We start from the raw sequence: 24,983 nt of genomic DNA, 5'->3' as shown, positions 1-24,983 counted from the left end.
CATCGTGGCACACCCGCGACCCGAGCTGACGCCCTCGCAAGACAGCGGCCTCAGGATTGCTGACCGGCTGGGATGCGGGCGGCCTGGAGTTGGCGGCCCAGGGGCTTGGCGCGTTGCGGACGCAGGTGATGATCGACACGTCGATGTGGTTCATGTCTGGGCCTCCGCAAGATGATGTGCGATCCGGCTCGCAGGGTCAGGCTCTACAGCGGGGGGTGGCGTGGGCTCCCCACCCCACCGACTCATGGCATAGCGCTCCCAGAACTCTTCGAGCCAGGGGGGCGGCGACATGTGGAAGACCCATGCGGGGATCCCGCGGGCGGCGGCCTCGAGGACACCGGTCGAGAAGGCGCTGACGACGGGCCGGTCCAGCTCGGTGACCGGGGTCGACGCGTCGATGTCCATGCCGAGCCTGTGCCAGAGCGCGTGCTGTGCCCGCGACAGCTTGTCCTCCTCGCGGGGATGCGGCCGGTAGGTGGCGTCGGTCAGCCGCCAGAACTCGGTCACGGAGCGGGTCATGGACCAGCGCGAAAGTTCGGCCCCGTGGAGTTGACCGAGGAAGACGGGTCTGGCGAATCGGCTCACGTGTGGGGCCGGGTTGGCCGCAGCCGCGGCCAGCAGCGGAGAGCCAACCACTTGAGCGGTCAGGTCCGGGCGGCCCTCCGTGATGAAGGCCGCATCGGCCTCGGACCATGCCAACACCTCGACAGACGGTGGGGGTGGGGGAGAAAAGGGGGTCAGCAGCCCGTGCTGGATCACCAACTGGCGCCACCCGCGTCGGCCGGCCAGCGCGTGAGCCCAGGCACCCACCCCGAGGTGGTCGCCGATCGACGCCACGGCACGGACCTCCTTGAACATCTGGTGGGGATCCGTCGCCTCGCGCCAGCCCACTCCGGGGAGTCTGAGGTCCACACCCTCCGGATGGACCACGAGGGCGGGTAGGTCCTGCGCGGAACCCAGTGGCGCGAGCAGTGCGTGATGGTTGGTGGGCGAGTTGGAGTCGCACGCCACCAACAGGGCGGGGTGGGTTCCGCGGACCCAGACCCGGTGAGTTTCGTCGGGCGTGGTCCTCGGTGTCATGGGATGACGGAGCCGGGCCCTGATCAGCTGAACCCGCCTGCGCGAATCCTGCCAGCGGCGCCAGGATTCGTGGTCGAGGTGCCTCAGGCCCACAGCTGCGCCACCTTCGCGGCACGGTGGGCCCACGTGTGCTCGGCGAGCGTGCGCTTTCTTCCTGCTTCGCGGAGGGCGTCGCCCCACCGGTCGTCGCTGATCGCCCGGCGGCAGAGCTCCACGAGTTCGTCCGCGTCGTGGAACACCGCGACTTCGCGGCCGGGCTCGTAATACGCCGCCACGTCGTCGCGGTCCACCAGCTGCACGCCCCCCACCCCTGGCACTTCGAAGGTCTTCATGGTGAAGCCGTCCTGGTCTCCGTGGATGTTGATCGCAGCGGGGGCGCCGGCGGTGAGTGCGTAGCCGTCGGCGCGGTCGATGTCGCGGGCCGCAGGCACGTCGGGGCGGGTGACCTGCCAGGTGCGGGCGCGGTCGAAGGGGTGGCGCGACCACTCCCGCCCGAAGCAGCGGAGTGGCACCCCCGCGTCGGCGACCGCGGTGAGGAGTTCGTCGCGTCGGGGATAGCGCGCCCCGATGAAGATCACCTCAGGCGAGTGGCGCGGGGTGGGGGTCATAGCGGGGTCGAATGCGTTCGGCAGGTGGAGGCACGCCCGGCCGCCGTCGTTGAACGCCTGCGCGTCATTGGGCGAGTAGGAGATGAGGTGGTCGTAGCGATCCAGGGACGCCGCATCGTGCGCCGTCCTGCGGACCTCGTCCCAGAGCCAAAGGAACTTGCGCGACCCCACGTCGTCGAGGGCGTCGAACACAGCTTCTGCGAACTGATCGCCTCGGATGACCAGGGTGATGTCCGGCCGTGACGCGCGGATGGCTTCCGCGGCCTCGGCGCTGTGCCTTGTATGCGGGCGCTCGTCGCCCAACCCCACCCTGGTGGGCAGTTCGTGCAGCAATTTGTGGGACAGCTTCTGGCCGAACGTCTGTTTCGCGTCATAGGAGTGGGTGTCGATCTGGAAGCCGAGCTGCCGGAACCCGGCGGCGATGCTCGTGGAGTAGCCGTGGAAGACCGGGCTCAGCAGCAGCAGCTTGGGAAGGCGGGTCACGACGCGCCCCAGATCAGTGCGAGTTCCTCGCGTGCGGTGCTTACCGGTGTGACGTCGACTCCCCGCGCGGCGCGCACACAGTTCCACATCAAGTTCACGACGGTGGCCGCGCTGAGTGCGGCTCGGAGGCGACGGGCCCCTCCCCACTTCTCCGCGTAGCGGACCTGAGCGGTCACGAGCCAGCGGCGACGCTTCGCGGGGTCTGACGATCCCCCGCCCTCGTGGGTGACACTGACCGCGGGCAGGTAGACCCTCATCAGTCCGCGCTCCGCGAGGCGACGTTGAAGGTCGATCTCCTCGGAGTTCATGAAGAATCTCTCGTCGAGCCCACCCACGGCTCGGAATTCGGCGGTGGGCACCATGAACGCGGCCCCCACCAGCCAGTCGACCTCGATGGGTGCGTCGGTGGTGAAGAGGCGGAGGTCATGACCCAGCAACCGCCTGAGCCAGGAGCGGTCGCGCCAGCGGGCGAGCGGCGTCAGCCACTCGAGTGTCTGGTTGATCGTCGTCGGCCAGCGGCGTGCGCTGTGGGTCGCATTGCCGGCATGGTCGACGACGCGCGGGGCCACCACCGCTGGCTGCCAGGGCGCGGCTTCGGTCACCAGGTCGCTGACGAAGTCGCCTGAGATCTCGAGATCGCTGTTGAGGATCAGCAACAGCTCGCCGGTTGCCGCCGCGGCGCCGGAGTTGACTGCTGCGCCGAAGCCGGCGTTGGACGGACGTCGCACGACGACCACTCCGTCGGTGGCGGGGAAGGGATGGGGTGAGGAGTCGTCGCTCACGATGATCTGGTGAGGGTGCTGCGGTACGAGCTGCCGAACAAGAGCCTGCGCGGGCGCAGGGTCGCCGTAGTGGGGTATGACTACGCTCACCGTTGGTGGTGTCGACACCATGGGCCCCCCTCCTGCCACTCAAACAGCCTACCTACTCAGGGCGCACCCGGATCCCACTCTGTGTGTGGGGCAGATCCCCCCTGAGAGGCTGCGGAGGCGGCTCGCCCTGCCAACAGCTTGGGCGTTGGGGTGTGTCCTCTCATCCAGTAACTCCAGTACCCACTTAGCCGGCCAGCCTGATCGCCTCCGTCAGCCACGGCGTCCCCGCCACGCTGACCGAGCTGATCACACTCGGACGAACACCGAAGAAGCGAGCCGACGACGTGCTGGCCTACTTCGATCGCCCCGGCACCTCGTACGGCCCCACCGAGGCCCTCAACGGCCGCCTGGAACATCTCCGCGGATCGGCACTCGGCTTCCGCAACCTCACCAACTACATCGCCAGATCACTGCTCGATACCGGCGGATTCAGAACCCGACTACGTGATGAGTCAGTTATCGATAGTCCTGAAGGATCGGTCGGATGTCTTCGTCGAAGAACACGCGGTCGTGGTACCTCAGGGAAAGTGCATGGAGGATATCGCCCATCAGCTCGCCCCACCACAGTGGGTAGCTGGCAGGTAGGTCGTAGGGATCCGTCACCGGGCTCAACCTAAAGGCCAGGTCGCAGTAGTCGAGCCGACGCAGGAACTCTCTGTAGAACGACGCGGTGAAGATGCTGTGGGGTCTCATAATGAACGCACTGGGGCCAGCGAGTTGCCGATAGTGTCGCCGGAGGTCCACCCCCAATTGGCGTGGAGCTGCGCCTACATACTCGGTCGAGACCTCCCTATAACCCGTCACTAGTATCTGGGGGTCGCCCATGCGGTCGAAGGCGAGCTGCCACGACCGCCTTGCCGGCTTCAGATCGGAGTACCCGCCGCCGTGGAAGTGCATCAGATAGACGCGAATGTAGTCCGACTGGTGTACGGCCGACATGTGGGGGAACGTCGGGTGCAGAGGATGTTCGGGCAGAAGGTACTGGTCCAGGTTCCCCTCCGTGATAAGCCGAACATCCAAGTCGGGGTTCGCCCTGCGGAGGCTGTCGAGACTGGCCCGCCTGCGGGCTGACATGGGTGCCCCCAGCCAGATGGTGTAAATCACCCGGGGGATATCGGCACCCTCCGAGTGGTTCGGGGGAGGTAGTTCCAGGAACGTTCGGGCGTACCGGCCTGGCTGGTAGCAGTAGGGGGAACCGCACCTTTGCCTCAACCGGCCGCTGACGTCGAGGCGCATGGTCTCTATGCTGGAGATCCGTCGCCGAGCGGTCTTAACTGCGAGAAAGCCTCGATGCTTCATCCTCCGCGCAGCTGAGAGGAGAGTGCTTATTCCCCGGTGCGGTCTCAAAACAGCCTCCCGAGTCGCACCAGCTCCGCGAACTTGGCGTCGCTTGCCGTCAGTGCGGCCATCGTTCCGCGGGCACGGATGTGACCGCCGTCAAAGAAGAGGATCTCGTCTGCGCCCTTCACTGTAGACAGTCGATGGGCCACCACAACGATCGTCATCTTGCCGCGGAGGCCTTCGATCGTTTCCGTGAACTTAGCTTCCGTCTGGTTGTCGAGAGCAGACGTGGCTTCGTCGAGAATGAGAACTCGGGGGTCCCGATATAGGGCGCGAGCAATTCCCACACGCTGACGTTGGCCTCCAGACAACCGTGCTCCCTGGTACCCAATGACTGTATCCAGACCAGCAGGGAGATCGGCCACGACCTCGTCGAGCTGTGCCATGGTTACCGCTCGCTTGACGGCGTCGTCGTCGATCTCTGCGTGTGGAACACCGTAGGCGATGTTGCTCCGCACGGATTCGTCCCAGATGAAGATGTCCTGCGGGACCACTCCCACGTGCCGTCGCCAGGAGATGGGATGAGCGTGAACCGAGATGCCGCCCACTTCGATCGAGCCTGCTGTGGGGAACAGCAGTGCGGTCAGCAGGTCGACGAATGTCGTCTTGCCTGCTCCGCTCGAACCGACGAGAGCGATGGTGCTGCCCTGGGGTATCTTGCCCGAGACGCGATCCAGGACCGGCGACTCGCCATCCTGGAACGTGAACGTCAGGTCGTTGAAGATGATGTCGGCGTCGAGGTATGAGAGTGGCTCTTCCGTGTAGGAATCCCTGTTTGTCTCCGCGAGCAGCGATCGGATCTCCTTCTCCAAGGCACTGAGATTGGGCAGGCTGCCGCGGATACTGCCAACAGTTGCTATCACCCTGTTCAGACTCGGGATGATCCGGACGGAAGCCACCGCGAACACTCCCAAGATGGTGAACGCCTCAGATTCTCCTGTCGTGGCGCTGAGCACGATGGCCATCAGGCCGATGCCCAACACCATCACGACTTCGAGGAGATGCCGGGGCAGCTCGCCCAGAAGCGAGGCTTGCCTCGAGAGATCGTTCTCTTCTCGGCGGGACTGAGTGAAGCCCGCGGAAAGAGGCTGCGACGCGCCTGACAAGCGAGCCTGTTTCAGGCCATGGATCGCCGGGGTTAGGTAGCGCCAACTGCGAAGGCCGGCCAGCCTCCTGCCCTCCCCGAGGGCCAGGAGACGATTTTTGAGAAACGCTTGGATCGCTAGCGCCGCAGCTCCGAAGAACGTGATCGCGAGAACAGTGGCCAGGGGCGAAAGGATCATCAGAGCGACTAGCACCGCAAGGACAAGCAGGCCGTCTACGAAGATCTGAATGATCCCGTTCGTGACGCCTCCAAAGGCCGACGGGATGTAGCTGTTGAGCGCGGTGTAGATGTCACCTGAGTCACGTTTGCGATGAGACTCGAACGGGGAGGTCATGTAGAGATCCATCATCACTGCGGTCGCATCAGTCTGTGCGCGATTCGTGATTCCTACGCTCCACCAGCGGAAGGTGAGCGAGAAGACGCTCTTGGTGATCATCAGAGTGGCGACGAGGCCAAGCGTCACGAGCAGCAGGGAGTGCCTCTCGACGACGCCGAAGACCTCAGAGAGCAGAAGCAAGGCGGGGCTATCGGCGGTGGTCGTCCCCGAAACCAACTGCATCACCGGAAGAAGCAGCACCACTGCAGCCATGTCGAGGAAGGCGATGGCAGCCGAACCCAGCGCTATCAAGACCAGCTTGGGGCGCATCCTCCACGGCACTAGCCGGAAGGCAGCCCGTAGATCGTGGATGATCTGTCTGAGTTCCCGCATGTAGCCCTCGCCCGTCTCTCGCTGACCGTAGTCTAGTGAGTGCCTGCACATCGTTCGGCCACCGCTGGGGAGCATCCACACTACCCTGTGAACATGCGGGTATCTGTGGTGATCCCTTGTTGGAACGAAGAGCCGGCGAACCTATCGCGGGCTGTGCAGTCGGCGGCGGGTCCCCACACAGAAGTGATTGTGGTCGATGACGGCTCGACGAACGAAGACACAGTCAGGTGCATCGACAACCTCAACGTGACCGTCGCTCGGATTGCCAACCGAGGTCCGGCCCGAGCCATCAACGTCGGATGCGAGTTGGCGAAGGGCCGTTACCTCTTGACTCTGGGTTCCGACGACTACGTCTCCGAAGGCTTCGGGTCCCTTCTTGCCGATGCACTTGACGACGGCCTCGACACGTCCATCGCCTACACCAGTTGGCAGGAATTTGGCGCTAGGGACTCGTTCAAGGTCCCTCCCCCAGTGCTCACAGCTACAGACATGGTGAGAGGCTGCCCCATCGTCGCAACGTCGCTGTTTCGGAAAGAATCGTGGGAATCACTAGGCGGTTTGGACGAGACTCTGCGCGATGGCTTCGAGGACTGGGAATGGTGGGTTCGGCTGCTGTTGCAGCAGGGCGGGGTGGGACGCCATGTGGCTGGTCCGATGTTTCACTATCAGATTAAGGCGCAGTCGCGGAATGTCAGTAACACGCAGGGCGTCGAACCCCTCTGCAGGACTCGGGCGGCCATGCTTCAGAACAATCCAGGGCACCACACAACCCTGGCCTCGGGCATGTTGGAGGATCTCAACACGGCCTACGCTCTAGGCCAGAATCAATCCCCATTCGCGGCGGCGTCGGCCGAACAAGCAAGATACTGGGCCAGGCGGTACGGGAAGATTGAAGGGGCCGTGACGCGACTTGAACGCATCTGGCGGAGGCAAAGGCTCCGGCTCGGTGCGCGATGATCGCCGCCCGACGTGGAACAGGAAGGGGCGATCGAGGTGTTCAGTGAACTGGTGGTGATCATCCCCGCCCTCAACGCAGCTTCGACGCTTGCGCGTCAACTCGAAGCACTCGACGCTCAGTCGGACCTGGAGTTCAGCGTCATCATCAGCGATAACGGCTCGTCGGATGCCACCAGATCCATCGCCCAGCGATGGAGGCCCAGGTTCCGAGGCATCACAGTGGTGGACGCCTCTCAACGTCGAGGAGTGGCCCATGCGCGGAATGTCGGCATCACGGCCTGCAAGGAGCAGCTTATCCTCATCTGTGATGCGGATGACCGCGTGTGTCCCGAGTGGGTGGCATCCATGCGCATCGCGTTGAGCGAGGCGGACGCGGTGACGGGTCCGCTGCTAATCGTCACGGAAGAAGACGAGACACCCCGGGTGACGTGGAATGCCGGGTCCCTGCCCACGGCCATGGGTTACCTGCCCTACGTGCCAGGGGGAAATCTGGGCGTCAGACGGGAGGCGTTCGAGGCGGTAGGAGGCTTCGACGAAGAGATGTCACTGGGGCAGGAGGACGTCGACTTCGGCTGGCGTTTAGTACGGGAGGGGTTCTCACTTGGTCACTCGGTTGGGGCTTGCCTTTACTACTACCAGCGGCGTGACTGGCTAGCCACCGTGCGCCAACAAGCGCGGTATGGGCGAGCGCACGTTGCTTTGTATCTCAAGCACCGCGACGAGGGCATCCGAGTGGCCTCGGGGCGGACTTCCGCCCGCTGGTTCATCGAGTGGGCTAAGCAGTTTCCAGGTGCTGCGGCCAAGGGTGACGTCCGAGACGCGTTGGGCTCCCTTTCGTTTCAGCTCGCCCGGTCCCTAGAGTCGATGCGGTGGAGAACCGCCACGCCACTTTGACTCTCCGTGCAAAGCGGAGATCCGTCACAAGTAGTTCTCGAAATCAAGTAGGAGGGAATCCTCCTGGCGCACTGCAGATAAGTACTTGAGCTGAAGGGGTTGATAAATGCCCCCGAGCAGATGGGTCCATGAGATGGGGTACCCAACCACGTTTCCACGCTCGCCACCGGGAAATTCGCGCAATTGGGGCCCGTAGTAATCGAGACGTCGTTCGACTTCACGAAGCCACTCGCCGGTGAACGCGGTGCGGGACTTGGTGATCATGGCGCTGGTGCCTATCAAGCGTGCATGGTGCATTGCCACGTCTACGCCCAGCGCCCCGGGTAGTCTTACGGCCGACCCGGCACTGAGTTCTCGGAAGCCGGAGATCCACGCCGTCTCATCTGAGCTCAACCGTGCAAACGCTTCTGTCCACGCGTGGAGGGGTCTCTTCACGTCGCAGTAGCCTCCGCCATGGTGATGGAGAAGATAGGCCCGTAGGTAGTCCGACCTGTGAACCAACGACAAATCGCTGTAGGCCGGGTGCAGGGGATGCTGTTCCACCACCCACTCTTGGATGGTGTCAGGCGTGATCAAACACACTTCGACCCCGATCCGCTGGCGGAGCGATTCGAGGTTGCGGCGGCGGATATCCGGCATTTCGTTCGTGCCAGTCCACAGAACGAAGACTCGATGGGGTAGTTCTGTGAAGCCCAACTGCAGGGGCGCGGGGCGAGCTAGGAAGGAGCGCCGGTATCGGGAAGGATCAAACCGGTAGGGGCGCAACTGGGAGTACGGTTTGGAGACTTGAGTCACGGTCGCGAACTTCAGAGCGCGTCCGTAGGTGCGCAGTCGCTTCTGTGCGATGAAGCCGAGGTGTTTCACCTGTCGAGCTCGGCTCATCGCCCGGGCACGGACCGTGTTCACCTCCTCATCATAGCGGGCGGGCCCCCTATTGCGTTCAGGATGCAGTCGCGGCGATTGAGAGTCATGCGGGCCAGCGAGCCGAGTGTGGACGTCCCTCTAGAGATAGAGGGATTCGATCGTGGCCCGGAAGCTGTCGACGCTGTAGCGGCCCCAAGCCCACTCCTGGGCTGGCTTAGCGCCATCGACGGCCTCCTCGTTACTGTCCAGCACCCGAACGAGTGCATCGGCGAACTCCGTTGGGTGGTCAGTGAGCCCCGCGAAGAGCTGACCCCCGCCGATCCCCTCGGCCCCGACCGTCGTGGTGACGACCGGCACTCCCTGGAGCAGCGAATCGATGGTCTTGAACTTGACCCCGGCCCCCTCAAGGAGGGGCACCAAGACGGCGCTCGCGGCTCGGTATTCGTCGGTGAGATCCGGCACGAAGCCCAGGAGGATCACCCCGGGGTAATCCGCGACGCGCTCCTGCGCGGCCGGATCCATCGCACCTCCGGCTACGCGCAAAGTAGCTCGAGGACACCGAGCCAGTACCTGCGGCCACACCGAGTCCAGGAACCAGAGGAGCCCGTCCACGTTCACCTTGCGAGCCATGAAGCCGACAAACAGCACCCTCGCGTCATCGTTCGGGGCGTGCGCTGGCACCTCTCCTTCGGCGAGCGGGGGATTTACGACCACCACATTCCCCGTGTCCCGAGGGTCCAGCAGGGTCTGGTCCTTCCCGCTGAAGACGATGCAGAGATCTGCCAGTCGCACGGCTCGCCGTTCCCAGCGCCGGGCGAGGAAGGCGGCCAGCCGCCACTTGGCGCGTCTCAGGGCGTCCGGGGCTGCCGCTGCCGATCGGTCGCACTTCTGACTCATCACGTCGTGAAAGGTGAAGTGGATCCGGGCTCGGGGATTGATCAGACGGGCGAGAGGGGCGAGCTTCGTGTAATTGGCCCACTGGATATCCAGGATGCGCGCCTCCCTGACCCTCCTTCGCACCGCCGGATGCGTGAGGAGGTCCAGGGCCGGTGCGAGCGGGATCGGCTGGGAGTCGATCCGAGAGAGCCGCGCCTCAATCTGATCGGCGAGCCGATAGGCGGTGCGACGCCACTTCGCGGGGGCGTCAGAGTTGCCGAGGAGGACCACGTCGTCGGCGACCCCGGGCTGCTGCAGGGAGTGCCGGAGGCTCGGCCGGTCCATTGCCATCCAGCACGTGGCTGAGCGTCCGTCGAGAGCCTCGTGGAGTCTGCGGATGTACTGGCCGCCGGCGTGCTCAATTCCGGGATACGGGATTGCGGGAGAAAGAAACACGATTGGCGCTGCAACCCGCTCCGGTTCGACGCTCGCCCGGCAGGCGGCAATGGCCGCGTCGGCCCAGGCCCCCCAGCTGAGGGTGGCCTCAGCGTGGCGCCTCGCCGCGAGAGACATCTCCGCCCTGGTGTCCGCGTCCGCCAACGCTGCGACGAGGTCGGCGGCCTTGTTGATTGCTCCGGGCGTCACCAGAAAGCCAGTCACCCCGTCGCGGACGATGGTGGACACCCCACCGGTGTCGCTGGCGACCACCGGCAGACCGAACGCCGCGGCGTCGGTCAGGGTCACGCCAGCCGCGTTGCTTGTCGAGAGCTCCAGCAACACGTGGTGGGTGGCGTACAACTCACGCATCTGATCTCGGGAAACCCGGCCGAGGCCACGTACCTCCTCCGGCAGCGACGGAGCTTCACCGACAACCGTGAGTTCGACGTCCATACCCCGGCGCATGAGTTCCTGCCTCGTGGCGAGGACGTCTGGGCCACCCTTCCTCTCCCAGTTGCTCGAGACCATGAGGAGCCTAAGCGGTCCTGTGGACGGACGGGCAGGCTCGTCCCCGGTCGGCTGTATCGCCGGGCCGAAAGGCGCCACTGTCACGTCCTGCGGGGAGAAGCCGTCGTCGCGGATCAACGCGTCGCGCGCCCAGCGGGTAGCGGCGAGAGAGTGCCGGGTTCGCTGGGATGAGCGCCGGGCCTGGATGGCTGCCTGGAAGTCGGACAGCGGAGTCAGCCTGCTGAACAACGGATAGAAGTCCTTGATTGCCCCATAAGTCGTATCAGACACCTGGACGATAGGGATGTTGGTGTGGAGGAACGCGATGTCCTGCGACGCCGCAACGGCGAGGATGACGTCGACGGGCTCGTCCTTGAGCCGCTTCGCAAGGCTCCGGCCGCGCTTGGCGCCGGTGGCGAGGGCGTGTCCGACGAGGTACCGGCGGCCGAACCGTCCGTCGAGAGCGCGCGCCAAGGCGCGGTCCACGATCGAGTCCGCTACGTCCCGGGTGACGAAGGGAACTACCTCGGCCCGCTCCGCCAGGGCCGACACCATCGGTGCCACCACGCCGGACCATGCCCGCGGGTCGTCGATGGACCACGGCGTGACGACTCCGATACGCATGGCACCACCATAGAGCGCTGAGCTGGCGGTGAAGGACCGCAGCTACGGCTCGCTAACCCAACCGCGGGCGCGGAAGAGCTGGTCAACTTCGCGCCACATCGCCCTGTAGGTATACCGGGAGCGCACGTGCTGTGCCCCGCGCCTCCCCAGCCCCGTCCGTAAGTCGGGGTCGTCGCGCAACGACCGCAGCGCATTGCGCCACCCATCCTGGTCGCCGGGCGCCGCGAACAGTGCCGTGCCCTCGGGGAAGTACTCGCGCATGGCAGGGGTGTCGGTGAGGACCACAGCCGCGCCGGAGGCAGCAGCCTCCAACGCCACGGTCTGGCCCGTGGGGTAGGCCATCACCTTTGTCGGTACCGCCACCACCCCGACCCGACGCAGGACGGCCCGGTACTTCTCGAAGGGCACGATACCCACCAAGCGCACGCCGTCCGGGAGAGGCGCCCCCTCAAGGTTGTCGTCGCGGCAGTAGAGATCCACGGCCAGATCAGTCCCCCGAACAGCCTCCAGCAGCGTCGGGTAGTCGCGGCCGCGGTCCGACCCTATCGCGGCGATCGTACCGTCCCGCTCCAGCGGATCAACGAACGGAAAGAGCCCGGGGGCGAACCCGAAGCTGATGGCCTCGACCCGGTCAGGGTCGAACCCTGAGTCGAAGAGAATGTCGATCTGGTTAGTCGACCAGACCATCGTCAGGTCGACGCCCGCGTAGCGACGAGCGGCATCGCGACGGTCGTCAGCCGGCAGGGCTCGGAGCTCGTCAGCCAACCAGCAAGCCAGCATCGCCAGGGGCTTACGCGAAAACGGCGGAATGCGGTGCACCTTCAACCATGACGGCGCGAGCGCTTGGCGCTCCAGGAAGGCCAGGACGACGTCGACGCTTGGCACCTTTGGGGCTGACCGGAGAGTCTTATCGAGCGGCACACCAAGCCGATGCTCCGCGACGTCACGGAGTTTCCGGTGAAGCTGCGTCTCGGCGAGTGGAACTTCGACGAGCTCGTAGCCGAAGTCCGCCAGCTTGTCGATGCCGTACGGACCGAGACTGGCCCGCCCGTCGAACAAAACGAGGCAACGAGCCATGCGATGAGTCTCCTTTCGGATGGCGAGCTGTTTGGTTGATATTCCAGATGTCAACGAAGCGACGGCAGGAACTTCTGAATCGGCACACGGACGACGGCGAGGAGGGTTAGCAGCACTCCACGCACGCTGGGGCTGACCCGTAACCGTGCGAGGAATGCCTGGTACAGCTCCCTGTCACGGGCCCCCAGCTTGTACGCCTCCATGGCGTAGCTGTAGGCCCGCCCCGTAATGAGCTGGTCCAATTCGCGCGACTGCCCGAGGTGCTTCGCGAGGATGCGCACATTGGTGAGGAGGTAGGTCGCGCGACGCGCGAACTGCAGCTCGTCGGACAGGGAGGCCTGGTTTCCCCCAGCTCCCTCGCGCCTGTATAGGACGGTCTCATGGTCGTCGAAACCGACGCGGTACTCGCGCGTCAACTTGCACCAGACGTCGTAGTCCTCGTAGGCGAGGCGATCGTCGTAGCCGCCCACCGCTCTGAGCGCCTCGGCCCTCATCATCACCGACGGTGCGGCGATGAAGTTGCCGCTCAGCAACTCTCTGTACATGTCCTCCCGCCCGGGCAGATATCGATTGGGCATGGATGGTCCGTAGAAGTAGTCGCCGGTTCGTTCACCGGCGCCGTCGACGACGGGCATGTCCCCGTACACGAACGCCACGTCAGGGCCGAGCGCGTCGAGCAGGTCGACTTGGTGTTCAAGCCGCGTGGGCATCAAGACGTCATCGGTGGAGAGGAAGGCGACGTACGGCGTCTGCACCTCTGCGAGCGCCGCGTTGAAGGTGGCGCAGATGCCGCGGTTTGAGGTGCTCAACATGGTCCGGGCCTTGAGCCCCAGTTCGGCGAGTGTCGCCCGGATGAGGTCCTGCGAACCGTCCGTGGAGGCGTCGTCGGTGACGATCAGATCAAAGGCGTCAATGGTCTGCGCAGCAATTGAACGCAGGCAGTCGCGGAGGAAGCGGGCGTGGTTGTAGCAGGCGGCCACCAGGGTGACATTGGGCTCAGGTCCTGGCATCCTGTCCTCCGCCCGACAAGAGCTCGCGGAACACGGCGTAGTCGCGGATGTAGTCATCCGCGTCGTAGGGGGGGGAGGCGAAGACGCCCAGCACCGCATCGGGGGAGTACTTGAACTGCGAGCCCCAAGTCATGGGCGGCATGTAGAGGCCCCGGGACGGGTTGTCGAGTAGGTAGGTCGACCGTCTCTGGCCATCGTCGACCAGGCATGTGACATGGCCCGCCAGACATACCAAGAACTGGTGACAGCGCCGGTGCGCGTGCTGCCCCCGCACGTCAGCGCTCGGCACCGCGTAGACGCTGAAGAAGCGCTGGGGGGTGAACGGAATCTCACTGAAGTCGAGTGCAGACAGCGAACCGCGGAGGTCCTGCCCCACCGCCAGGCTCACGATCTCCCCGGGGCCGGGTGCGTCGTCATGTGCAGCGGGTGCCGACGGGAGGCCCGAGGGTCGGTGATCGTCGACGTAGCCGATGATCCGGGCTGGATTTCCGGCGACGATCGCGTTCGGCGGCACGTCCCGCGTGACCACTGCCCCGGCCCCGACCATCGCCCGTCGGCCGATCGTGCGGCCGGGAAGGACGACCGCGCCGCCGCCGATGGAGGCGCCCTCCTGCACCGTCGTGACGGCGAACGAGTCCGGGTACTGCTTGCTGCGCGGGAACGGGTCGTTAGTGAACGTCACGTTCGGCCCGACGAACACGTCGTCCTCGAGGCGCACGCCGTCCCAGACCTGGACGCCTGACTTGACGGTCACGCGGTCGCCGATGATGACGTCGTTCTCGATGAACACGTGGTCGTTGACGTTGACGTCGGCACCCAGCCGCGCTCCTGGAAGGACGTGGGAGAAGGCCCAGATCCGGGTGCCCTCCCCGATCTGATCCGACTCACAGATCCCCTGGTCATGAACGAAGTAGGTCACGTTGCCGGCTCCTTGAACGACGCGAGAGCGGCGCAGACCTGATCGATCTCACCGTCCGACAGTTCGGGGAAACAGGGCAGGCTGAGCAGCCGCCCCACGAATGACTCGGTGACGGGCAGCGGCCCGTCGGAGAGGTGCCTCCAGGCGGGCTGGCGATGATCGGGCGTCGGATAGTGCACGTCCGTGTCGACGCCGTGCCTGTCGAGGTGTGAGCGCAACGCCGCCGCGTCGGGGCTGACGACCACCGCGAGGTGGGCCGCGTGACTCTCGTCGTCGGCGGGCAGCACCTCGATCGCCGCGGGTGCCGCCGCAGCGTATCGGGCGATGATCGAGCGTCGACGTCTGTTGCCCTCGTCAAGGAGGCCAAGGCGGAAGTCGAGGATCGCGGCCTGCAGCTCATCCAGGCGAGAATTGCGGCCACCCGAATCGTCGACGCGGTACTTCTCATCGCGCCATCCGTACTGCCGTAGGCTCCGCAGACGCGCGGCCAGGCTCGGACTCGAGGTGGCGATGGCGCCCCCATCGCCGAGCGCGCCCAGGTTCTTCGTGGGATAGAAACTGAACGCGGCGATATCGCCGAGCGAGCCGCCCGTCCCCGACCGTGACCTGGCTCCAAGGGACTGGGCGCAGTCCTCGACAACCGGTATTCCCGCGCGGGCGCAGAGTTCGGAGATGGCGGCGACGTCGCCGAGCCGGCCGTACAGGTGGGTGACTACGACTGCTGCGACGTCATCGCAGAGAAGAGGTTCGAGGGCGCGAGGAGACATCGTATGGCTGGCGTCATCTATGTCGCAGAACCGGACGGTAAGGCCGGCAGCGATCGCCGCGCACGTGGTGTACCCGCCCGCGTTCGCGACGGTGACCACCACCTGCCGGCCGGGACTGGCGACGGCGCGCAGCGCAAGCTCGAGCGCATCCGTGCCGCTTGCGGCGCCCAGCACTGTGGCCGCACCGAGGTACTGCGCCAACGACGCCTCGAACCTCGCGTGATGAGGCCCGTGCACGAACCACCCGCTCGCTATGACCCCGTCGAAGATGGCAGCCAGCTCGGTCGACTGCTCGTCGGCCGCGCGCCGCAGCTCGTTGAACGGAACTCGGGTGGTCATCTCACTCCCGCCGGTGGACCTCCACATCGTAGCGGTCAGGCTCGACCGGCTCCAGGTTCGGGCATCAGGCCAATGGTTCCGAGATCTCGGGTGTTCCCGGCGCCGCCCAGGCGGGAGACTGGGTCCATGTCGACGCTTGCTGTCATCCCCGCACGGGGCGGTTCCAAAGGGATTCCGCGCAAGAACCTGCTCCGTGTGGCCGGCAAACCGCTGATCGTCTGGACGATCGAGCAGGCCCTCGCGGTGCCGAACATGAGGGTGGCGGTATCCACCGAGGACGCTGAGATCGCCGCAGTCGCCGCTGATGCGGGCGCCTGGGTGATCGAACGCCCACAAAGTCTGGCTCAGGATGCGACGCCCACGGAGCCTGTGGTCGAGCACGCCATCGGCGCCTGTGAGTCCGTCTTCGGTCGACCGGACCAGGTCGTGCTGCTGCAGGCCACGTCGCCGGTGCGTCGACCGGGATCGATCGCGCGGGCGCTTCGCCAGTTCGCCATGGACAGGCTGGACGCCCTGGTTGGCGTCGTGCCCACTCCGCCCTTCCTGTGGTCGCTCAACGGCGATGCCGCCGTCGCCCATTGGGAGTGGGAGCACCGACGCCGGCGCCAGGACATGGCGCCGGAACAGCTGCGCTACCGCGAGACCGGCTCGCTTTACGTCACGCGCACAGAGATCTACGAACAGACCCACAACAGGATGGGGGGGCGGATCGGCCTCTTCGTCATGGAGGAGGCCGAGGGCATCGATATCGACGGCCTCCACGACGTCGCGCTGGCGGAATCTCTACTGAGCAGGCTGTCCGAGAGCGGCGATCCCCGAAAGTCATAGAGAATCGTCGGGCCCGCAAACCCTCAGCGTCGCGGTTGCAGAACCGCCGCAAACTCAGGATGGTTGACGATCGCATGCTCGACGAGCAGTCGCGAGCCCAACGCCGTGACATGATCTCCGTCGGAGTACAGCGGCTTCTCGTCGAGCGCACGCCGGCACACGTAGTCGTCGCACAGTGCGTCGTGCACAGACACGACGGTCGCGTTGTCCACAGCACCCACCACCCGCGTCAGATCGGCTGTGATCTCCCTATGCCTCGGCTCGAAGGCGGAACGGTCCCACTCGCAGATCGTGCCGGCGAGAACCACTGAGCGCCTGACGGTGCAACTGAACATGTCGAGTGGCCATGGAGGATTGTCGTCGAGGACGAACACGGGGAGATCCAGTGCCTCGAGGCCTCGCAGCGTGAGGGTCATCCCTTCCTCCTCGGCTGCTGAGAGGCCGCCGCCATCCGTCCCCAGCGCGCGGCTGTACACGACCGCGCGGATGGATGGTTGTCGCGAAGCGTAGTCAACGACTGCCTGCGCCCCTGCAGGGGAACCGAATGGCTTGGGTGATCGGACGCTCACGATCTCGATCGTGACGTCCGGGAACAGTTGAACGAGGCCGGGCAGCAGGTGCTCAGCGTGGCTGTCGCCGATGAGGAGAACCGAGGGGTCGCCGTCGGTGGTCGTCCCGCAGAGACCATTGGACAGCTGCCCCATCGCCGGATCCTGGCACGGCGTGAGGCCGGCCTCCGCCACCTGTTCGGCAACAGTCGGGGCCCGACCCCCGGAGCCTCCAAGACCGAAGGCCGGGGTCAAGACCTGAACGAACAGGATCCACGCAGCCGCGGCCGCCAGGGTGGGCGGCATCAGGATGGTGCCCACCGTTACTGCCACCTTTCGTGCTCCCCTGACCTGGAGAGCCCGCAATGGTTCCTCGACGTAGCGGTAGCTGAGGTAGGCGGGAAGGATCGACACCGCCGCAGCGATGATGGGCGCCGTGCTCGAGAATGGCCAGATGGCCTTCGCGACGACGATGAACGGCCAGTGCCACAGGTACAGCGAGTATGACCAATCGCCGACCGCCACCATGGGCCTCGACCCGAGGACTGCGGAGACAGGATTCGGAGTTCCACGCCCGGCGGTGATCAGCGCGAGGGTCGCCGCTACCGGCAGGAGCGTCCACTTCCCGGGGAAAGGAGTCTCCGGAGTGATGGATACCAGCCCCCACGCCATCAGCCCGGTGCCGGCGATACCCAGGAGTTGGAAGGCTGCTTTGGGGAGGTTTCGTGCGCGGTTAATGACGAGGGCTAGGAGGCATCCAGCCAAGAACTCCCACGCTCGTGTGGCCGGTCCGTAGTAGCCGAACGGGAACCCGGTTCCCATGCGGACCGAGGCCAGGGACCCGACGGCGAGTGCACCGAGCAGAGACAACGGAACGAGCCACCTCCACCATCGGCCGATGCGTGAACCTAGCGCGAGTGTGACGAGCATCACGCCGGGCAGTACCAGGTAGAACTGCTCCTCGACTGAGAGCGACCACGTGTGCAGCAAGGGGTTTCGCTCTGCGGCGGTGCCGAAGTAGTCACCGGTCCCTTCGGCGATCACCCAGTTCGCTACACCGAATGTCGCTCCCAGAGCTGTTCGGAATGTTGTCTCCTGGGGGCCCAATGGAGACAGAAAGAGGACAGCGAGCAGGACGGTGGCGATGTTCGTGACCGCCAGGGCGGGCCCGAGGCGCTTGATGCGGCGGATGTAGAAGCGCCGAAACGAGATCGTTCCCCTCGTCGCGTGCTCGCGCAGGAGCATCAGGGTGATGATGAAGCCCGAGATGACGAAGAACACGTCCACGCCGATGAATCCGCCGGACAACCCCAGCCCTGAATGCGTGGCCATCACAGCCAGGACGGCGACTGCGCGAAGACCCTGGAGGTCGCGTAGTCGCCCTGCGGATGAGTCGGGTGGGGGCTGGCCTGTCATGATGCGCAGATCCTAAGTCCCGGTCCCCGGTACAGATGCATGAAGATTGTCAGTAGGCAACGCGGCGCTCGAACCGGTGCCATGCCTCGAAGGGGGTTGACCGGTCCGGATGCGACACGTGGGCCCAGCCCATCGTCGTGACGCCGTCGCACAGCTGGGTGTAGAAGGCGGCGTCGTCGAAGCCCGCCGCGGCGGCGTCGTGCCGGTCCGCCGCGAACACCACCCGCGACACCCGCGCCCATAGTGCCGCCCCCAAGCACATCGGGCAGGGCTCGCAGGAGCAGTAGAGGACGCTGCCGATGAGCTCGTGGGTGCCCAGTCCGGCTGCCGCGGCGCGGATGGCCTGCACCTCGGCGTGGGCGGTGGGGTCGGGGACGGCCGTGACGCGGTTGACGCCCTCGAACACCTGCCCCGGCGGGGTGACGAGGACGGCGCCGAACGGGCCGCCGCCGTCGGCCACGTTCGCGACGGCCAGGTCGATCGCGCGCTGCAGGTGATCGGTCATGCTGGCCCCTCCTGCGCCCACTGTAGTGAGCGGGAAGGGCCTGGGTAACATCGCCGCCTGCGGCCGCGGACTCACCGCGTCGCGGCTCAGCCCGCGAGCAGCGCCTCCTCGGCCTCCTTCGTCCACACGCCGTCGTTCAACAGGGCTGCGACATGCGGCAGCTTCTCCGGCATGTCGACGAGGCGGGTGAGCGGGAGATCGTGCAGCGACGGGTAGACCATGATCTTCCCGCCGGAGGTGCGGTTCATCACCGACTCGATGGCGTCGCGGAAGCCCGCCATGCCGGTGACAGCGTCGAGCGAGATGTGGGTGTCGATGATCCCTTCCTCGATCTTGCGGAGCACCGTGCGCATGTCTGAGACGTCCGAGCCCGAGGTGCCGAGCATGAAGACGCGGCGCTCGATGATGCCCTGCAGGTCGAACGAACCGGTGGTGCCCGCCGGGATACCGGCGAAGGCGTTGATGATCGCGCCCTCGGCTGCCAGGTCCACGGCCTGCGCCACGAGCGCGGGCACGGGCACCATGCACGAGAGGTGCGTGTAGCCGGGCTGCAGCTGGGTGGTGCCGGTGTTGATGATGCTGAGCTCGATCCCGTTCTTCTCGGCGACGGGGCGGGTGAGCGACTCGAGGTGCGCGAGCCGGTCGTCGCTCAGGTCGGTGCCGGCCACCGAGATGCCGGGGATGCCGGAGGTCAGCGCACGGATGGTGTGCATCTGGCCCATCGGGCCGGCGGCGCCGATGATGGCCACCTTGTCGCCCTCGCGGATCTCGCCGTTGGCGGGGATCCAGGCGTACCCGTCGGCCGGGTCCGATCCGGTGGTGCCGCAGAAGCGGATGAAGTCGTAGTGGACGCGGCCGATGTCGAGCTTGACCGGGCCGTCGATGCGGCCGCCGTCGAGCACCACGCACAGCACGCCGCGCATGCCGAGCAGGCCGCCCAGGATCTCGAGGGCGGCGACGTCGTGACCGCGGTAGATGATGTCGTCGAAGGCGTTGCCGGCGAGCGTCTCCACGTCGCCGGGCTCGAGCCGCACGATCTCGGCCGGCTCGTTCGCCGCGATCAGGGCCTCGAGGGCCTCGATCTCGCCGTCGGCCACCACGAGCATCCGGCCGCCGGCCTTGGGGTGGTTGCGCTCGGCCCAGGCGTAGGACCCTTCGACGGTGGCCCACGGCTCGATGAGGCCCACGGCCGCGGCGGACGGACCATCGGTGACGTGGATGAGGAACTTCTCGCCGTCGGGCGCCACAACGCAGCGCTCGTCGACGACGACGTACTCCTGCAGCGCGCCGTCGAAGTTGTACCCGAACGCGCCGTTGGAGGCGGGGGTCTTGAGGTGCTTCCAGTCGGCTTGGACCAGGACGCGATCGCCGACGGCGAAGTGCGTCACCTGGTCGCCGACGGCCACGATACGCGCCACCGGCTCGTGGCCGGGCACCACGGGAGCCGAACCCGGGTGGTAGCTGGGGATCTCCTTGAGCGCCTCGAGGTCGATGCCCGAGACCACCTCGGCCTTGCGGGGGTGGGAGTCGAAGGCGTGCAGCAGTTTGGTGTCGCTGAAGCAGATGCCGCAGGACTCCACCTTGAGCAGCAGTTGCGTGGGGCCGACGGGGTCGACGGGCTTGACCGGGTTGTGGACGAACTGGTCCACCCCCGTGATCTGGATGGCGTGCTGCGTGGCCGGGAACTCCGTCACTGCTACTCCTTCGTCGAGCATGACTTGTGGTGTTGTGGTGCCCTTGAATCTATGCCAGCGGCACCCCCGTGAGAAGCTATCGGCAGGCAATTGGGCATCGGCCCACGGCGCCGCTGCCGTCGGCGACCGACGAAGGAGGCAGGACCCATGTTGACCCCCGAGGCCGGCGACCTCGACCTCGCCGTCCGCGCCGCCTGGCTCTACTACGAGGACGGGCTGACGCAGGCGCAGGTGGCCTCGCGGCTGTATGTGTCGCGGCAGACGGTGGGCCGGCTGCTGGAGACCGCACGCCACCAGGGGATCGTCCGGATCGAGATGGACGCCAACTACCTCGCGGCCCTCGGGCTGGCGACGCAGCTGCGTGAGCGGACCCCTCTGACCGACGCCGTCGTCGTGCCCACCTGGACGGGCCCGCTGAGCCGTGAGCGCACCAACGAGCGCGTGGCAGCCGCGCTCGCGGCCTATGCCCGGCGCTACCTGCATCCCGGGGTGGTGGTGGGCGTCGGCTGGAGCGACACGGTCGCCCGCGCGCTCACGATGCTCTCCGCCGAGTCGCTCGCCGGGGTCACGCTCGCCTCGGCCGCCGGCACCATCGACAACGTCGCCCAACTGGTCTCTGACAATCCGGCGGCGGTCCGCTGCCTCCGCACCGTGCCGTCACCGCTGTTCGTCTCGAGCGTTGAGCTGGCGGAATCGTTGCGGACCGAGGACGCCGTCGCGAAGGTCTTCGACCTGGCCCGCAGCGCCACGTTGACGCTGACGGGCGTCGGCGCCGTGCGGGCGGGCGGGTCGGCAGTCCGGACCGGCATGGTGACCGACGACGACGTCGCGGCCTACGCGGCCGCCGGGGCGGTGGGGGACATGCTGGGCCACTGGTTCGGGCGTCGCGGCGAGGAGATCCCCGGGTCCGCCTCGGACCGTTCGGTCTCGCTCAGCCTCGCCGAGCTCCGGGCCCTGCCGAACGTGGTGGGCGTGGCCGCCGGGGCGGAGAAGGTGGAGGCCATCCGCGGCGCCATCGCCGGGCGCTATCTCGACGTGCTGGTCACGGACGAGCCGACGGCGCAGGCCCTGCTGGGCTGAGCCATCCCGGGTGCACCGGCGCACAGGGACGTACGCACATGTGCGTATTCCGCCGGGGCGACGTGTGGGGGAGCGTTGGGTTATCGCCCGGACTGCGGGCCCGACACGAGAGGGGAGCTCACCCATGAGCGCGAAGCGGATATGGCTGAAGATGGCGGCTGCGAGCACCGTCGTCCTGATGGGAACCGCCACGGTGGCGTCGGCGCACGAGTGCTACAAGGACAAGTGGGCCGACGCGGCCTACCAGCACCACCTGGCAGGGGGGACCGCCTGGGTGTCGCTGAGCGACCTCGGCACGATGTTCCTCATCCCCGAGGAGTTGCAGGCGGACTGCGGGTGGGCCGCCGACGTGGCCGTGGCCGACTTCATGGAGGAGCAGGGCCTCGAGCAGGAGCCTCTGGTCCACTCGAGGGCGCTCGTCGGGGGCGGTGCGCGCGCCCAGGGCAAGGACGCCAAGCCGTTCAGCTATCTGACGGAGGCCCAGTTCGACTCCCTGGGCGGTTCGTTGATGGGCTACCTGATCGAGTGCGAGGCCGGGCTCGGCGACTGAGGCGTGTCCGAGGGGCGGGGGAGCCACCCCCGCCCCTGCGCGCGCAGCACGGCGGTGAGCCTGTCCGCTGCCCCAAGCTTCCGGTAGAGGTGTTCGAGGTGCTTGTGCACCGTTCGCTTGGAGACGGCGAGCCGGCTGGCGATCGCCTGGGCGGTGAGCCCGTCGGCCAGGAGCTGCAGCACCACCTTTTCGCGCGGCGTCAGGCCGACCTCGTCCGGGGCCTCGTCGACGGTGGAGAGGGCGCCGATATGTCGGTCCAGAGCTCGCAGCAGCGGCTGGAACACCGCCATCGTCTCGACGGCGCGCTCGGAGACCCGGTCGTCGGAGACAAGAACCCAACCCGTGTACGGGGCCGCTGTCGACATCGGCTCGAGTGGCACGCTCAGCTGGTGGACGCTCAGCCCAAGCCGCTCAAGGACCCCCATCGTGGAGGGCAGGAGGCCGAGCCCGGACCGCAGGGCGTCCAGCATCAGTGCGGGGGTGGCGGAACCGACCGTGGCATGGAAGCGCGTCAGCGGGTGAAGGGCGAGGTCCGCAGGGGTGGGCAGCAGATGTGGCGGCGGAGCTGGGGGGTCGCCATCGACGAAGAAGAACACTGACTGGCGCGTGAAGCTCACCCGGGACACGATGTCGGTCCCTGTGCCGGCGCGCAGCGCCCCGGCCAGGAGCGCCAGAGCGACTCCCGCCGTCGGCGCCTCCAGAACGTCAGCCGCGGCCCTGACCAGCCCCTGGGTCGAGTCCATGGTTCAGCCTGCCATCTGGCCTACCTCATGTCGAGACCCTTGTGGGATCCGCGGCGCCCTCCTTTCCCCTCCTTCCGGTACCTGGGAGGAGGGGAAAGGCGTCAGCCCGGGTGCGGCAGACCCGAGCGGGTAACCGCCCAGACGGCGAGGTCGCGAATGAGGTCGCGGTGGCCCGCCGAGCCGTAGGAGCGCTCGTCGTGACCGAGCAGGTCCACCGCGATCCGCGCCGCGCCGTGCTGCCGGATCCATGCGGTGGGCTCCGGACCGTAGGGGCCCGCGTGAGTGGCCACTACGCGGCTCCGGCCCACGAACTGGAGGCTGAGGTAGCGCTCGTCCTCCACGCGGAAATCGATGGGCCGGCCGTCCTCCTCGATCGGGATGCGCCGGATGGTCGCGGTGTCGAGCGGTGGGTGCCAGGACTGCCCGGGCACCCAGATCGCGCCGACGGCGGCCGCCCAGTCGGGATAGTCGCGCAGGCTCGCCACCGCGATGTGAACCGCCAGTACACCGATGCCCCGGTCGAGCGCGGCGGCCAGCCCGGCGGGTCCGGGGGCATCCGGAGGGAGACGGTGGTCGGTGTCCGCCCACGGGTCGCCGGCATTGACCACCAACAGGTCCACCCCGTCGAGGCGTGTCATGGCGCCGTCGACATCATGGTCGATCTCGACGGCGAACCCCGCCTCGGCGAGGAGGTCCGCGATCCTCTCGCTGGTCCGTTCGAAGGGGTGCCATGGGTCGGCGTAGCGCCCGGCGCCGCTGGCGATCAGTGCACGCACGGCCGTCAGCCGGCGACGAGCTGCGGCCACCCGGTCGAGAAGTACTCGACGAAGGGCTCGCCCACGCAGTTGTCGCGGAGTTGTTGCTTCGAGACGGGGAACGACGGGCCGGGGTGGTCGGCGTCGGCCAGGATGCGTTCGGCGATCCGTTGGTCCGCGATGGCGGCGCGCCCGATTACGACGAAGTCCGCGCCGGTGGCGAGCGCGGCGGTCGCGGTGGGGCCGCTGGTCACCTTGCCGGTGACCCCGAGCCTGGTGCCGCCGCGTGGAAGGCCGACGAAGTGGCTGACCAGCGGGGCGTCGCCGTCGGCGGCCCCCTCGGGAAGCTTGGTGACATCCCACAGGGACAGGTCGAGGTGATCGAGCCCGCCCTCGGTCATCAGCTCGGAGCTCAGTTGAGCGATCTCGGGGGTGCTGAGGCCGAATCGCTCGGTGGACAGCCGGAGCCCGACGTGAAAGTTCGACGAGGTGGCCGCGCGCACGGCGGCGATGGTCTCGCGGATGATCCGGGACCTGCTGTGGAGGTCCCCGCCGTAGCCGTCGTCGCGGGTGTTGTGGGCGTCGAGGAACTGGCACAGCAGATAGCCGTGGGCGCCGTGCAGCTGCACGCCGTCGAACCCGGCTCGCTCGGCGCGTGCGGCCGCCGCGGCAAAGTCTGCGATCGCGTGCTCGATCTCGGCCGCGGTGAGGGCGCGGGCTCCCGTGGCGGCGTCGTCGTAGGGGCCGACGGCGGGCTCTCCGGATGCGTGAGGGTCGGCCTTCGCGCCGCCGTGGTGGATCTGTACCAGCGACGCGGCCCCAGCGTCGCGGATGCCGGTGGCCAGTCTCTCCAGGCCGGGCAGGTGTGCGTCGTCGCTGATGCCGAGCTGCCCGTTCCAGGCCTTGCCGGCCTGGGTCACGTAGGCGGCGGCGGTCATCACCATGCCGAAGCCGTGGCGGGCGCGGGCCAGTAGCCAGCTGATCTCGGTGTCCGAGAGCGTGCCGTCGGGGTTGGACTGCTTGTTGGTCAGCGGCGCCAGCGCGAGGCGGTTGCGCCAGGCGCGGCCGTGGGCGAAGTCGAGGGTGTCGGAGAGCTGCGTCACGGGACCGAGACTACTTGGGGGCCAAGAGACCCTGGCAGTGGGCCGCGTCCTCGGCGGCGGCGTAGGCTGGGGGCCATGTCAGAACCGGAGCAGGAACAGCAGAAGTTGGATCCCAAGGAGGCCATGCGCCAGGCCTTGGAGCGGAAGAAGTCGGCCGAGCACCTGTCCGCGTCCTCGGGCGTCGACGCAGATCGCGGCCAAGGACACGCCCACGGCAAGGTGGGCGGGAAGCGCGAGTTCAGGAGGAAGTCGGGCGGCTGACGCCACCTGCGAGCCGTCCTCTGCGGCTTA

23 protein-coding genes and 1 pseudogene are annotated in these 24,983 nt (G+C 66.9%); 7 read left to right on the top strand and 17 right to left on the bottom strand.

What is annotated here, in order from left to right; translation table 11 throughout:
- Nucleotides 1–150: 150 nt before the first annotated feature.
- The 3 genes from ACZK5N_RS01070 to ACZK5N_RS01060 all read right to left on the bottom strand — a co-directional run bounded on the left by ACZK5N_RS01070 (nucleotide 151) and on the right by ACZK5N_RS01060 (nucleotide 3,064).
- Nucleotides 151–1,080, bottom strand: coding sequence for a prephenate dehydrogenase (locus ACZK5N_RS01070; RefSeq protein WP_459017990.1), 930 nt, complete (start codon nucleotides 1,078–1,080; stop codon nucleotides 151–153).
- Between the two features lie 83 nt (nucleotides 1,081–1,163).
- Nucleotides 1,164–2,171, bottom strand: coding sequence for a CgeB family protein (locus ACZK5N_RS01065; protein WP_459017989.1), 1,008 nt, complete (start codon nucleotides 2,169–2,171; stop codon nucleotides 1,164–1,166).
- On the bottom strand, nucleotides 2,168–3,064 hold the full coding sequence (locus ACZK5N_RS01060) for a glycosyltransferase family 2 protein (protein ID WP_459017988.1): 897 nt from the start codon (nucleotides 3,062–3,064) through the stop codon (nucleotides 2,168–2,170). Before ACZK5N_RS01060 ends, ACZK5N_RS01065 begins: the two co-directional genes overlap by 4 nt.
- Nucleotides 3,065–3,240: 176 nt before the next feature.
- Here ACZK5N_RS01060 and ACZK5N_RS01055 point away from each other — a divergent pair.
- Nucleotides 3,241–3,486, top strand: a pseudogene (locus ACZK5N_RS01055) (transposase); the annotation flags it as partial.
- 13 nt (nucleotides 3,487–3,499) lie between these two features.
- Here ACZK5N_RS01055 and ACZK5N_RS01050 read toward each other — a convergent pair.
- A complete protein-coding gene (locus ACZK5N_RS01050) occupies nucleotides 3,500–4,279 on the bottom strand; it encodes a glycosyltransferase family 32 protein (RefSeq protein ID WP_459017987.1) in 780 nt (259 codons plus the stop codon).
- 107 nt (nucleotides 4,280–4,386) lie between these two features.
- Complete coding sequence (locus ACZK5N_RS01045; RefSeq protein ID WP_459017986.1) at nucleotides 4,387–6,273, bottom strand: ABC transporter ATP-binding protein; 1,887 nt, start codon at nucleotides 6,271–6,273, stop codon at nucleotides 4,387–4,389.
- Nucleotides 6,274–6,291: 18 nt separating this feature from the next.
- On the opposite strand from ACZK5N_RS01045, the gene ACZK5N_RS01040 reads away from it, so the two are divergent.
- Together ACZK5N_RS01040 and ACZK5N_RS01035 are read left to right on the top strand one after the other, a co-directional pair.
- The gene (locus tag ACZK5N_RS01040) at nucleotides 6,292–7,155 is read left to right on the top strand and encodes a glycosyltransferase family 2 protein (protein ID WP_459017985.1); all 864 of its coding nucleotides are present in this window, start codon (nucleotides 6,292–6,294) and stop codon (nucleotides 7,153–7,155) included.
- 12 nt (nucleotides 7,156–7,167) lie between these two features.
- On the top strand, nucleotides 7,168–8,049 hold the full coding sequence (locus ACZK5N_RS01035) for a glycosyltransferase family 2 protein (protein WP_459017984.1): 882 nt from the start codon (nucleotides 7,168–7,170) through the stop codon (nucleotides 8,047–8,049).
- A 24-nt stretch (nucleotides 8,050–8,073) separates the two neighbouring features.
- On the opposite strand, the gene ACZK5N_RS01030 is transcribed toward ACZK5N_RS01035, so the two are convergent.
- From ACZK5N_RS01030 to ACZK5N_RS01005, 6 genes are all read right to left on the bottom strand, one after another.
- On the bottom strand, nucleotides 8,074–8,955 hold the full coding sequence (locus tag ACZK5N_RS01030) for a capsular polysaccharide synthesis protein (RefSeq protein WP_459017983.1): 882 nt from the start codon (nucleotides 8,953–8,955) through the stop codon (nucleotides 8,074–8,076).
- 96 nt (nucleotides 8,956–9,051) lie between these two features.
- Nucleotides 9,052–11,358 (bottom strand): glycosyltransferase, encoded by a 2,307-nt coding sequence (locus tag ACZK5N_RS01025; protein ID WP_459017982.1) that lies wholly within the window; start codon nucleotides 11,356–11,358, stop codon nucleotides 9,052–9,054.
- Between the two features lie 42 nt (nucleotides 11,359–11,400).
- A complete protein-coding gene (locus tag ACZK5N_RS01020; RefSeq protein WP_459017981.1) occupies nucleotides 11,401–12,435 on the bottom strand; it encodes a glycosyltransferase family protein in 1,035 nt (344 codons plus the stop codon).
- A gap of 50 nt (nucleotides 12,436–12,485) precedes the next feature.
- Nucleotides 12,486–13,445, bottom strand: a complete 960-nt coding sequence (locus ACZK5N_RS01015; protein WP_459017980.1) for a glycosyltransferase family 2 protein — start codon at nucleotides 13,443–13,445, stop codon at nucleotides 12,486–12,488.
- Complete coding sequence (locus ACZK5N_RS01010) at nucleotides 13,432–14,364, bottom strand: WxcM-like domain-containing protein (RefSeq protein ID WP_463624561.1); 933 nt, start codon at nucleotides 14,362–14,364, stop codon at nucleotides 13,432–13,434. The genes ACZK5N_RS01015 and ACZK5N_RS01010 overlap by 14 nt, the downstream gene beginning before the upstream one ends.
- Nucleotides 14,361–15,470 (bottom strand): DegT/DnrJ/EryC1/StrS family aminotransferase, encoded by a 1,110-nt coding sequence (locus ACZK5N_RS01005; protein WP_459017978.1) that lies wholly within the window; start codon nucleotides 15,468–15,470, stop codon nucleotides 14,361–14,363. Before ACZK5N_RS01005 ends, ACZK5N_RS01010 begins: the two co-directional genes overlap by 4 nt.
- A 126-nt stretch (nucleotides 15,471–15,596) precedes the next feature.
- Between ACZK5N_RS01005 and ACZK5N_RS01000 the strand changes: the two genes are divergently transcribed.
- Nucleotides 15,597–16,298 (top strand): acylneuraminate cytidylyltransferase family protein, encoded by a 702-nt coding sequence (locus ACZK5N_RS01000; RefSeq protein ID WP_459017977.1) that lies wholly within the window; start codon nucleotides 15,597–15,599, stop codon nucleotides 16,296–16,298.
- A gap of 23 nt (nucleotides 16,299–16,321) precedes the next feature.
- Here ACZK5N_RS01000 and ACZK5N_RS00995 read toward each other — a convergent pair whose 3' ends face one another.
- The 3 genes from ACZK5N_RS00995 to ACZK5N_RS00985 form a co-directional block, all read right to left on the bottom strand.
- Nucleotides 16,322–18,262, bottom strand: coding sequence for an acyltransferase family protein (locus tag ACZK5N_RS00995; RefSeq protein WP_459017976.1), 1,941 nt, complete (start codon nucleotides 18,260–18,262; stop codon nucleotides 16,322–16,324).
- Between the two features lie 49 nt (nucleotides 18,263–18,311).
- Nucleotides 18,312–18,767, bottom strand: coding sequence for a nucleoside deaminase (locus ACZK5N_RS00990; RefSeq protein ID WP_459017975.1), 456 nt, complete (start codon nucleotides 18,765–18,767; stop codon nucleotides 18,312–18,314).
- An 86-nt stretch (nucleotides 18,768–18,853) separates the two neighbouring features.
- Complete coding sequence (locus ACZK5N_RS00985) at nucleotides 18,854–20,461, bottom strand: alcohol dehydrogenase catalytic domain-containing protein (RefSeq protein WP_459017974.1); 1,608 nt, start codon at nucleotides 20,459–20,461, stop codon at nucleotides 18,854–18,856.
- 147 nt (nucleotides 20,462–20,608) lie between these two features.
- Here ACZK5N_RS00985 and ACZK5N_RS00980 point away from each other — a divergent pair, with 147 nt between their 5' ends.
- Nucleotides 20,609–21,541 (top strand): sugar-binding transcriptional regulator, encoded by a 933-nt coding sequence (locus tag ACZK5N_RS00980; protein ID WP_459017973.1) that lies wholly within the window; start codon nucleotides 20,609–20,611, stop codon nucleotides 21,539–21,541.
- A 124-nt stretch (nucleotides 21,542–21,665) separates the two neighbouring features.
- Entirely contained in the window at nucleotides 21,666–22,091 is a 426-nt protein-coding gene (locus ACZK5N_RS00975; protein ID WP_459017972.1) for a hypothetical protein, read from the top strand.
- Here the strand turns inward: ACZK5N_RS00975 and ACZK5N_RS00970 are convergent.
- The 3 genes from ACZK5N_RS00970 to ACZK5N_RS00960 form a co-directional block, all read right to left on the bottom strand.
- On the bottom strand, nucleotides 22,055–22,834 hold the full coding sequence (locus ACZK5N_RS00970) for a helix-turn-helix transcriptional regulator (RefSeq protein ID WP_459017971.1): 780 nt from the start codon (nucleotides 22,832–22,834) through the stop codon (nucleotides 22,055–22,057). The genes ACZK5N_RS00975 and ACZK5N_RS00970 overlap by 37 nt on opposite strands.
- 101 nt (nucleotides 22,835–22,935) lie before the next feature.
- Nucleotides 22,936–23,610 carry a ThuA domain-containing protein gene (locus ACZK5N_RS00965; RefSeq protein ID WP_459017970.1) on the bottom strand — a complete coding sequence of 225 codons (675 nt, stop codon included), beginning with the start codon at nucleotides 23,608–23,610 and terminating at the stop codon, nucleotides 22,936–22,938.
- 5 nt (nucleotides 23,611–23,615) lie between these two features.
- Entirely contained in the window at nucleotides 23,616–24,692 is a 1,077-nt protein-coding gene (locus tag ACZK5N_RS00960; protein WP_459017969.1) for an oxidoreductase, read from the bottom strand.
- A 75-nt stretch (nucleotides 24,693–24,767) separates the two neighbouring features.
- On the opposite strand from ACZK5N_RS00960, the gene ACZK5N_RS00955 reads away from it, so the two are divergent.
- Nucleotides 24,768–24,953 carry a DUF5302 domain-containing protein gene (locus ACZK5N_RS00955; protein ID WP_459017968.1) on the top strand — a complete coding sequence of 62 codons (186 nt, stop codon included), beginning with the start codon at nucleotides 24,768–24,770 and terminating at the stop codon, nucleotides 24,951–24,953.
- Nucleotides 24,954–24,983 lie beyond the last annotated feature (30 nt).

The organism is Tessaracoccus pujii (assembly GCF_055326215.1).
Note: the sequence above shows the minus strand (reverse complement) of the source record. Positions and strands in the feature narration are given on the sequence as shown.

What these genes read in the sequence shown, in the direction of transcription:
- ACZK5N_RS01005 (WP_459017978.1), bottom strand. Translation starts at nt 15,470, where the DNA reads ATGACCACCCGAGTTCCGTTCAACGAGCTGCGGCGCGCGGCCGACGAG.
- ACZK5N_RS01045 (WP_459017986.1), bottom strand. Translation starts at nt 6,273, where the DNA reads ATGCTCCCCAGCGGTGGCCGAACGATGTGCAGGCACTCACTAGACTAC.
- ACZK5N_RS01020 (WP_459017981.1), bottom strand. Translation starts at nt 12,435, where the DNA reads ATGGCTCGTTGCCTCGTTTTGTTCGACGGGCGGGCCAGTCTCGGTCCG.
- ACZK5N_RS00975 (WP_459017972.1), top strand. Translation starts at nt 21,666, where the DNA reads ATGAGCGCGAAGCGGATATGGCTGAAGATGGCGGCTGCGAGCACCGTC.
- ACZK5N_RS00970 (WP_459017971.1), bottom strand. Translation starts at nt 22,834, where the DNA reads ATGGACTCGACCCAGGGGCTGGTCAGGGCCGCGGCTGACGTTCTGGAG.
- ACZK5N_RS01015 (WP_459017980.1), bottom strand. Translation starts at nt 13,445, where the DNA reads ATGCCAGGACCTGAGCCCAATGTCACCCTGGTGGCCGCCTGCTACAAC.
- ACZK5N_RS00990 (WP_459017975.1), bottom strand. Translation starts at nt 18,767, where the DNA reads ATGACCGATCACCTGCAGCGCGCGATCGACCTGGCCGTCGCGAACGTG.
- ACZK5N_RS00955 (WP_459017968.1), top strand. Translation starts at nt 24,768, where the DNA reads ATGTCAGAACCGGAGCAGGAACAGCAGAAGTTGGATCCCAAGGAGGCC.
- ACZK5N_RS01040 (WP_459017985.1), top strand. Translation starts at nt 6,292, where the DNA reads ATGCGGGTATCTGTGGTGATCCCTTGTTGGAACGAAGAGCCGGCGAAC.
- ACZK5N_RS01060 (WP_459017988.1), bottom strand. Translation starts at nt 3,064, where the DNA reads ATGGTGTCGACACCACCAACGGTGAGCGTAGTCATACCCCACTACGGC.
- ACZK5N_RS01070 (WP_459017990.1), bottom strand. Translation starts at nt 1,080, where the DNA reads ATGACACCGAGGACCACGCCCGACGAAACTCACCGGGTCTGGGTCCGC.
- ACZK5N_RS00980 (WP_459017973.1), top strand. Translation starts at nt 20,609, where the DNA reads ATGTTGACCCCCGAGGCCGGCGACCTCGACCTCGCCGTCCGCGCCGCC.
- ACZK5N_RS01000 (WP_459017977.1), top strand. Translation starts at nt 15,597, where the DNA reads ATGTCGACGCTTGCTGTCATCCCCGCACGGGGCGGTTCCAAAGGGATT.
- ACZK5N_RS01025 (WP_459017982.1), bottom strand. Translation starts at nt 11,358, where the DNA reads ATGCGTATCGGAGTCGTCACGCCGTGGTCCATCGACGACCCGCGGGCA.
- ACZK5N_RS00995 (WP_459017976.1), bottom strand. Translation starts at nt 18,262, where the DNA reads ATGACAGGCCAGCCCCCACCCGACTCATCCGCAGGGCGACTACGCGAC.
- ACZK5N_RS01050 (WP_459017987.1), bottom strand. Translation starts at nt 4,279, where the DNA reads ATGCGCCTCGACGTCAGCGGCCGGTTGAGGCAAAGGTGCGGTTCCCCC.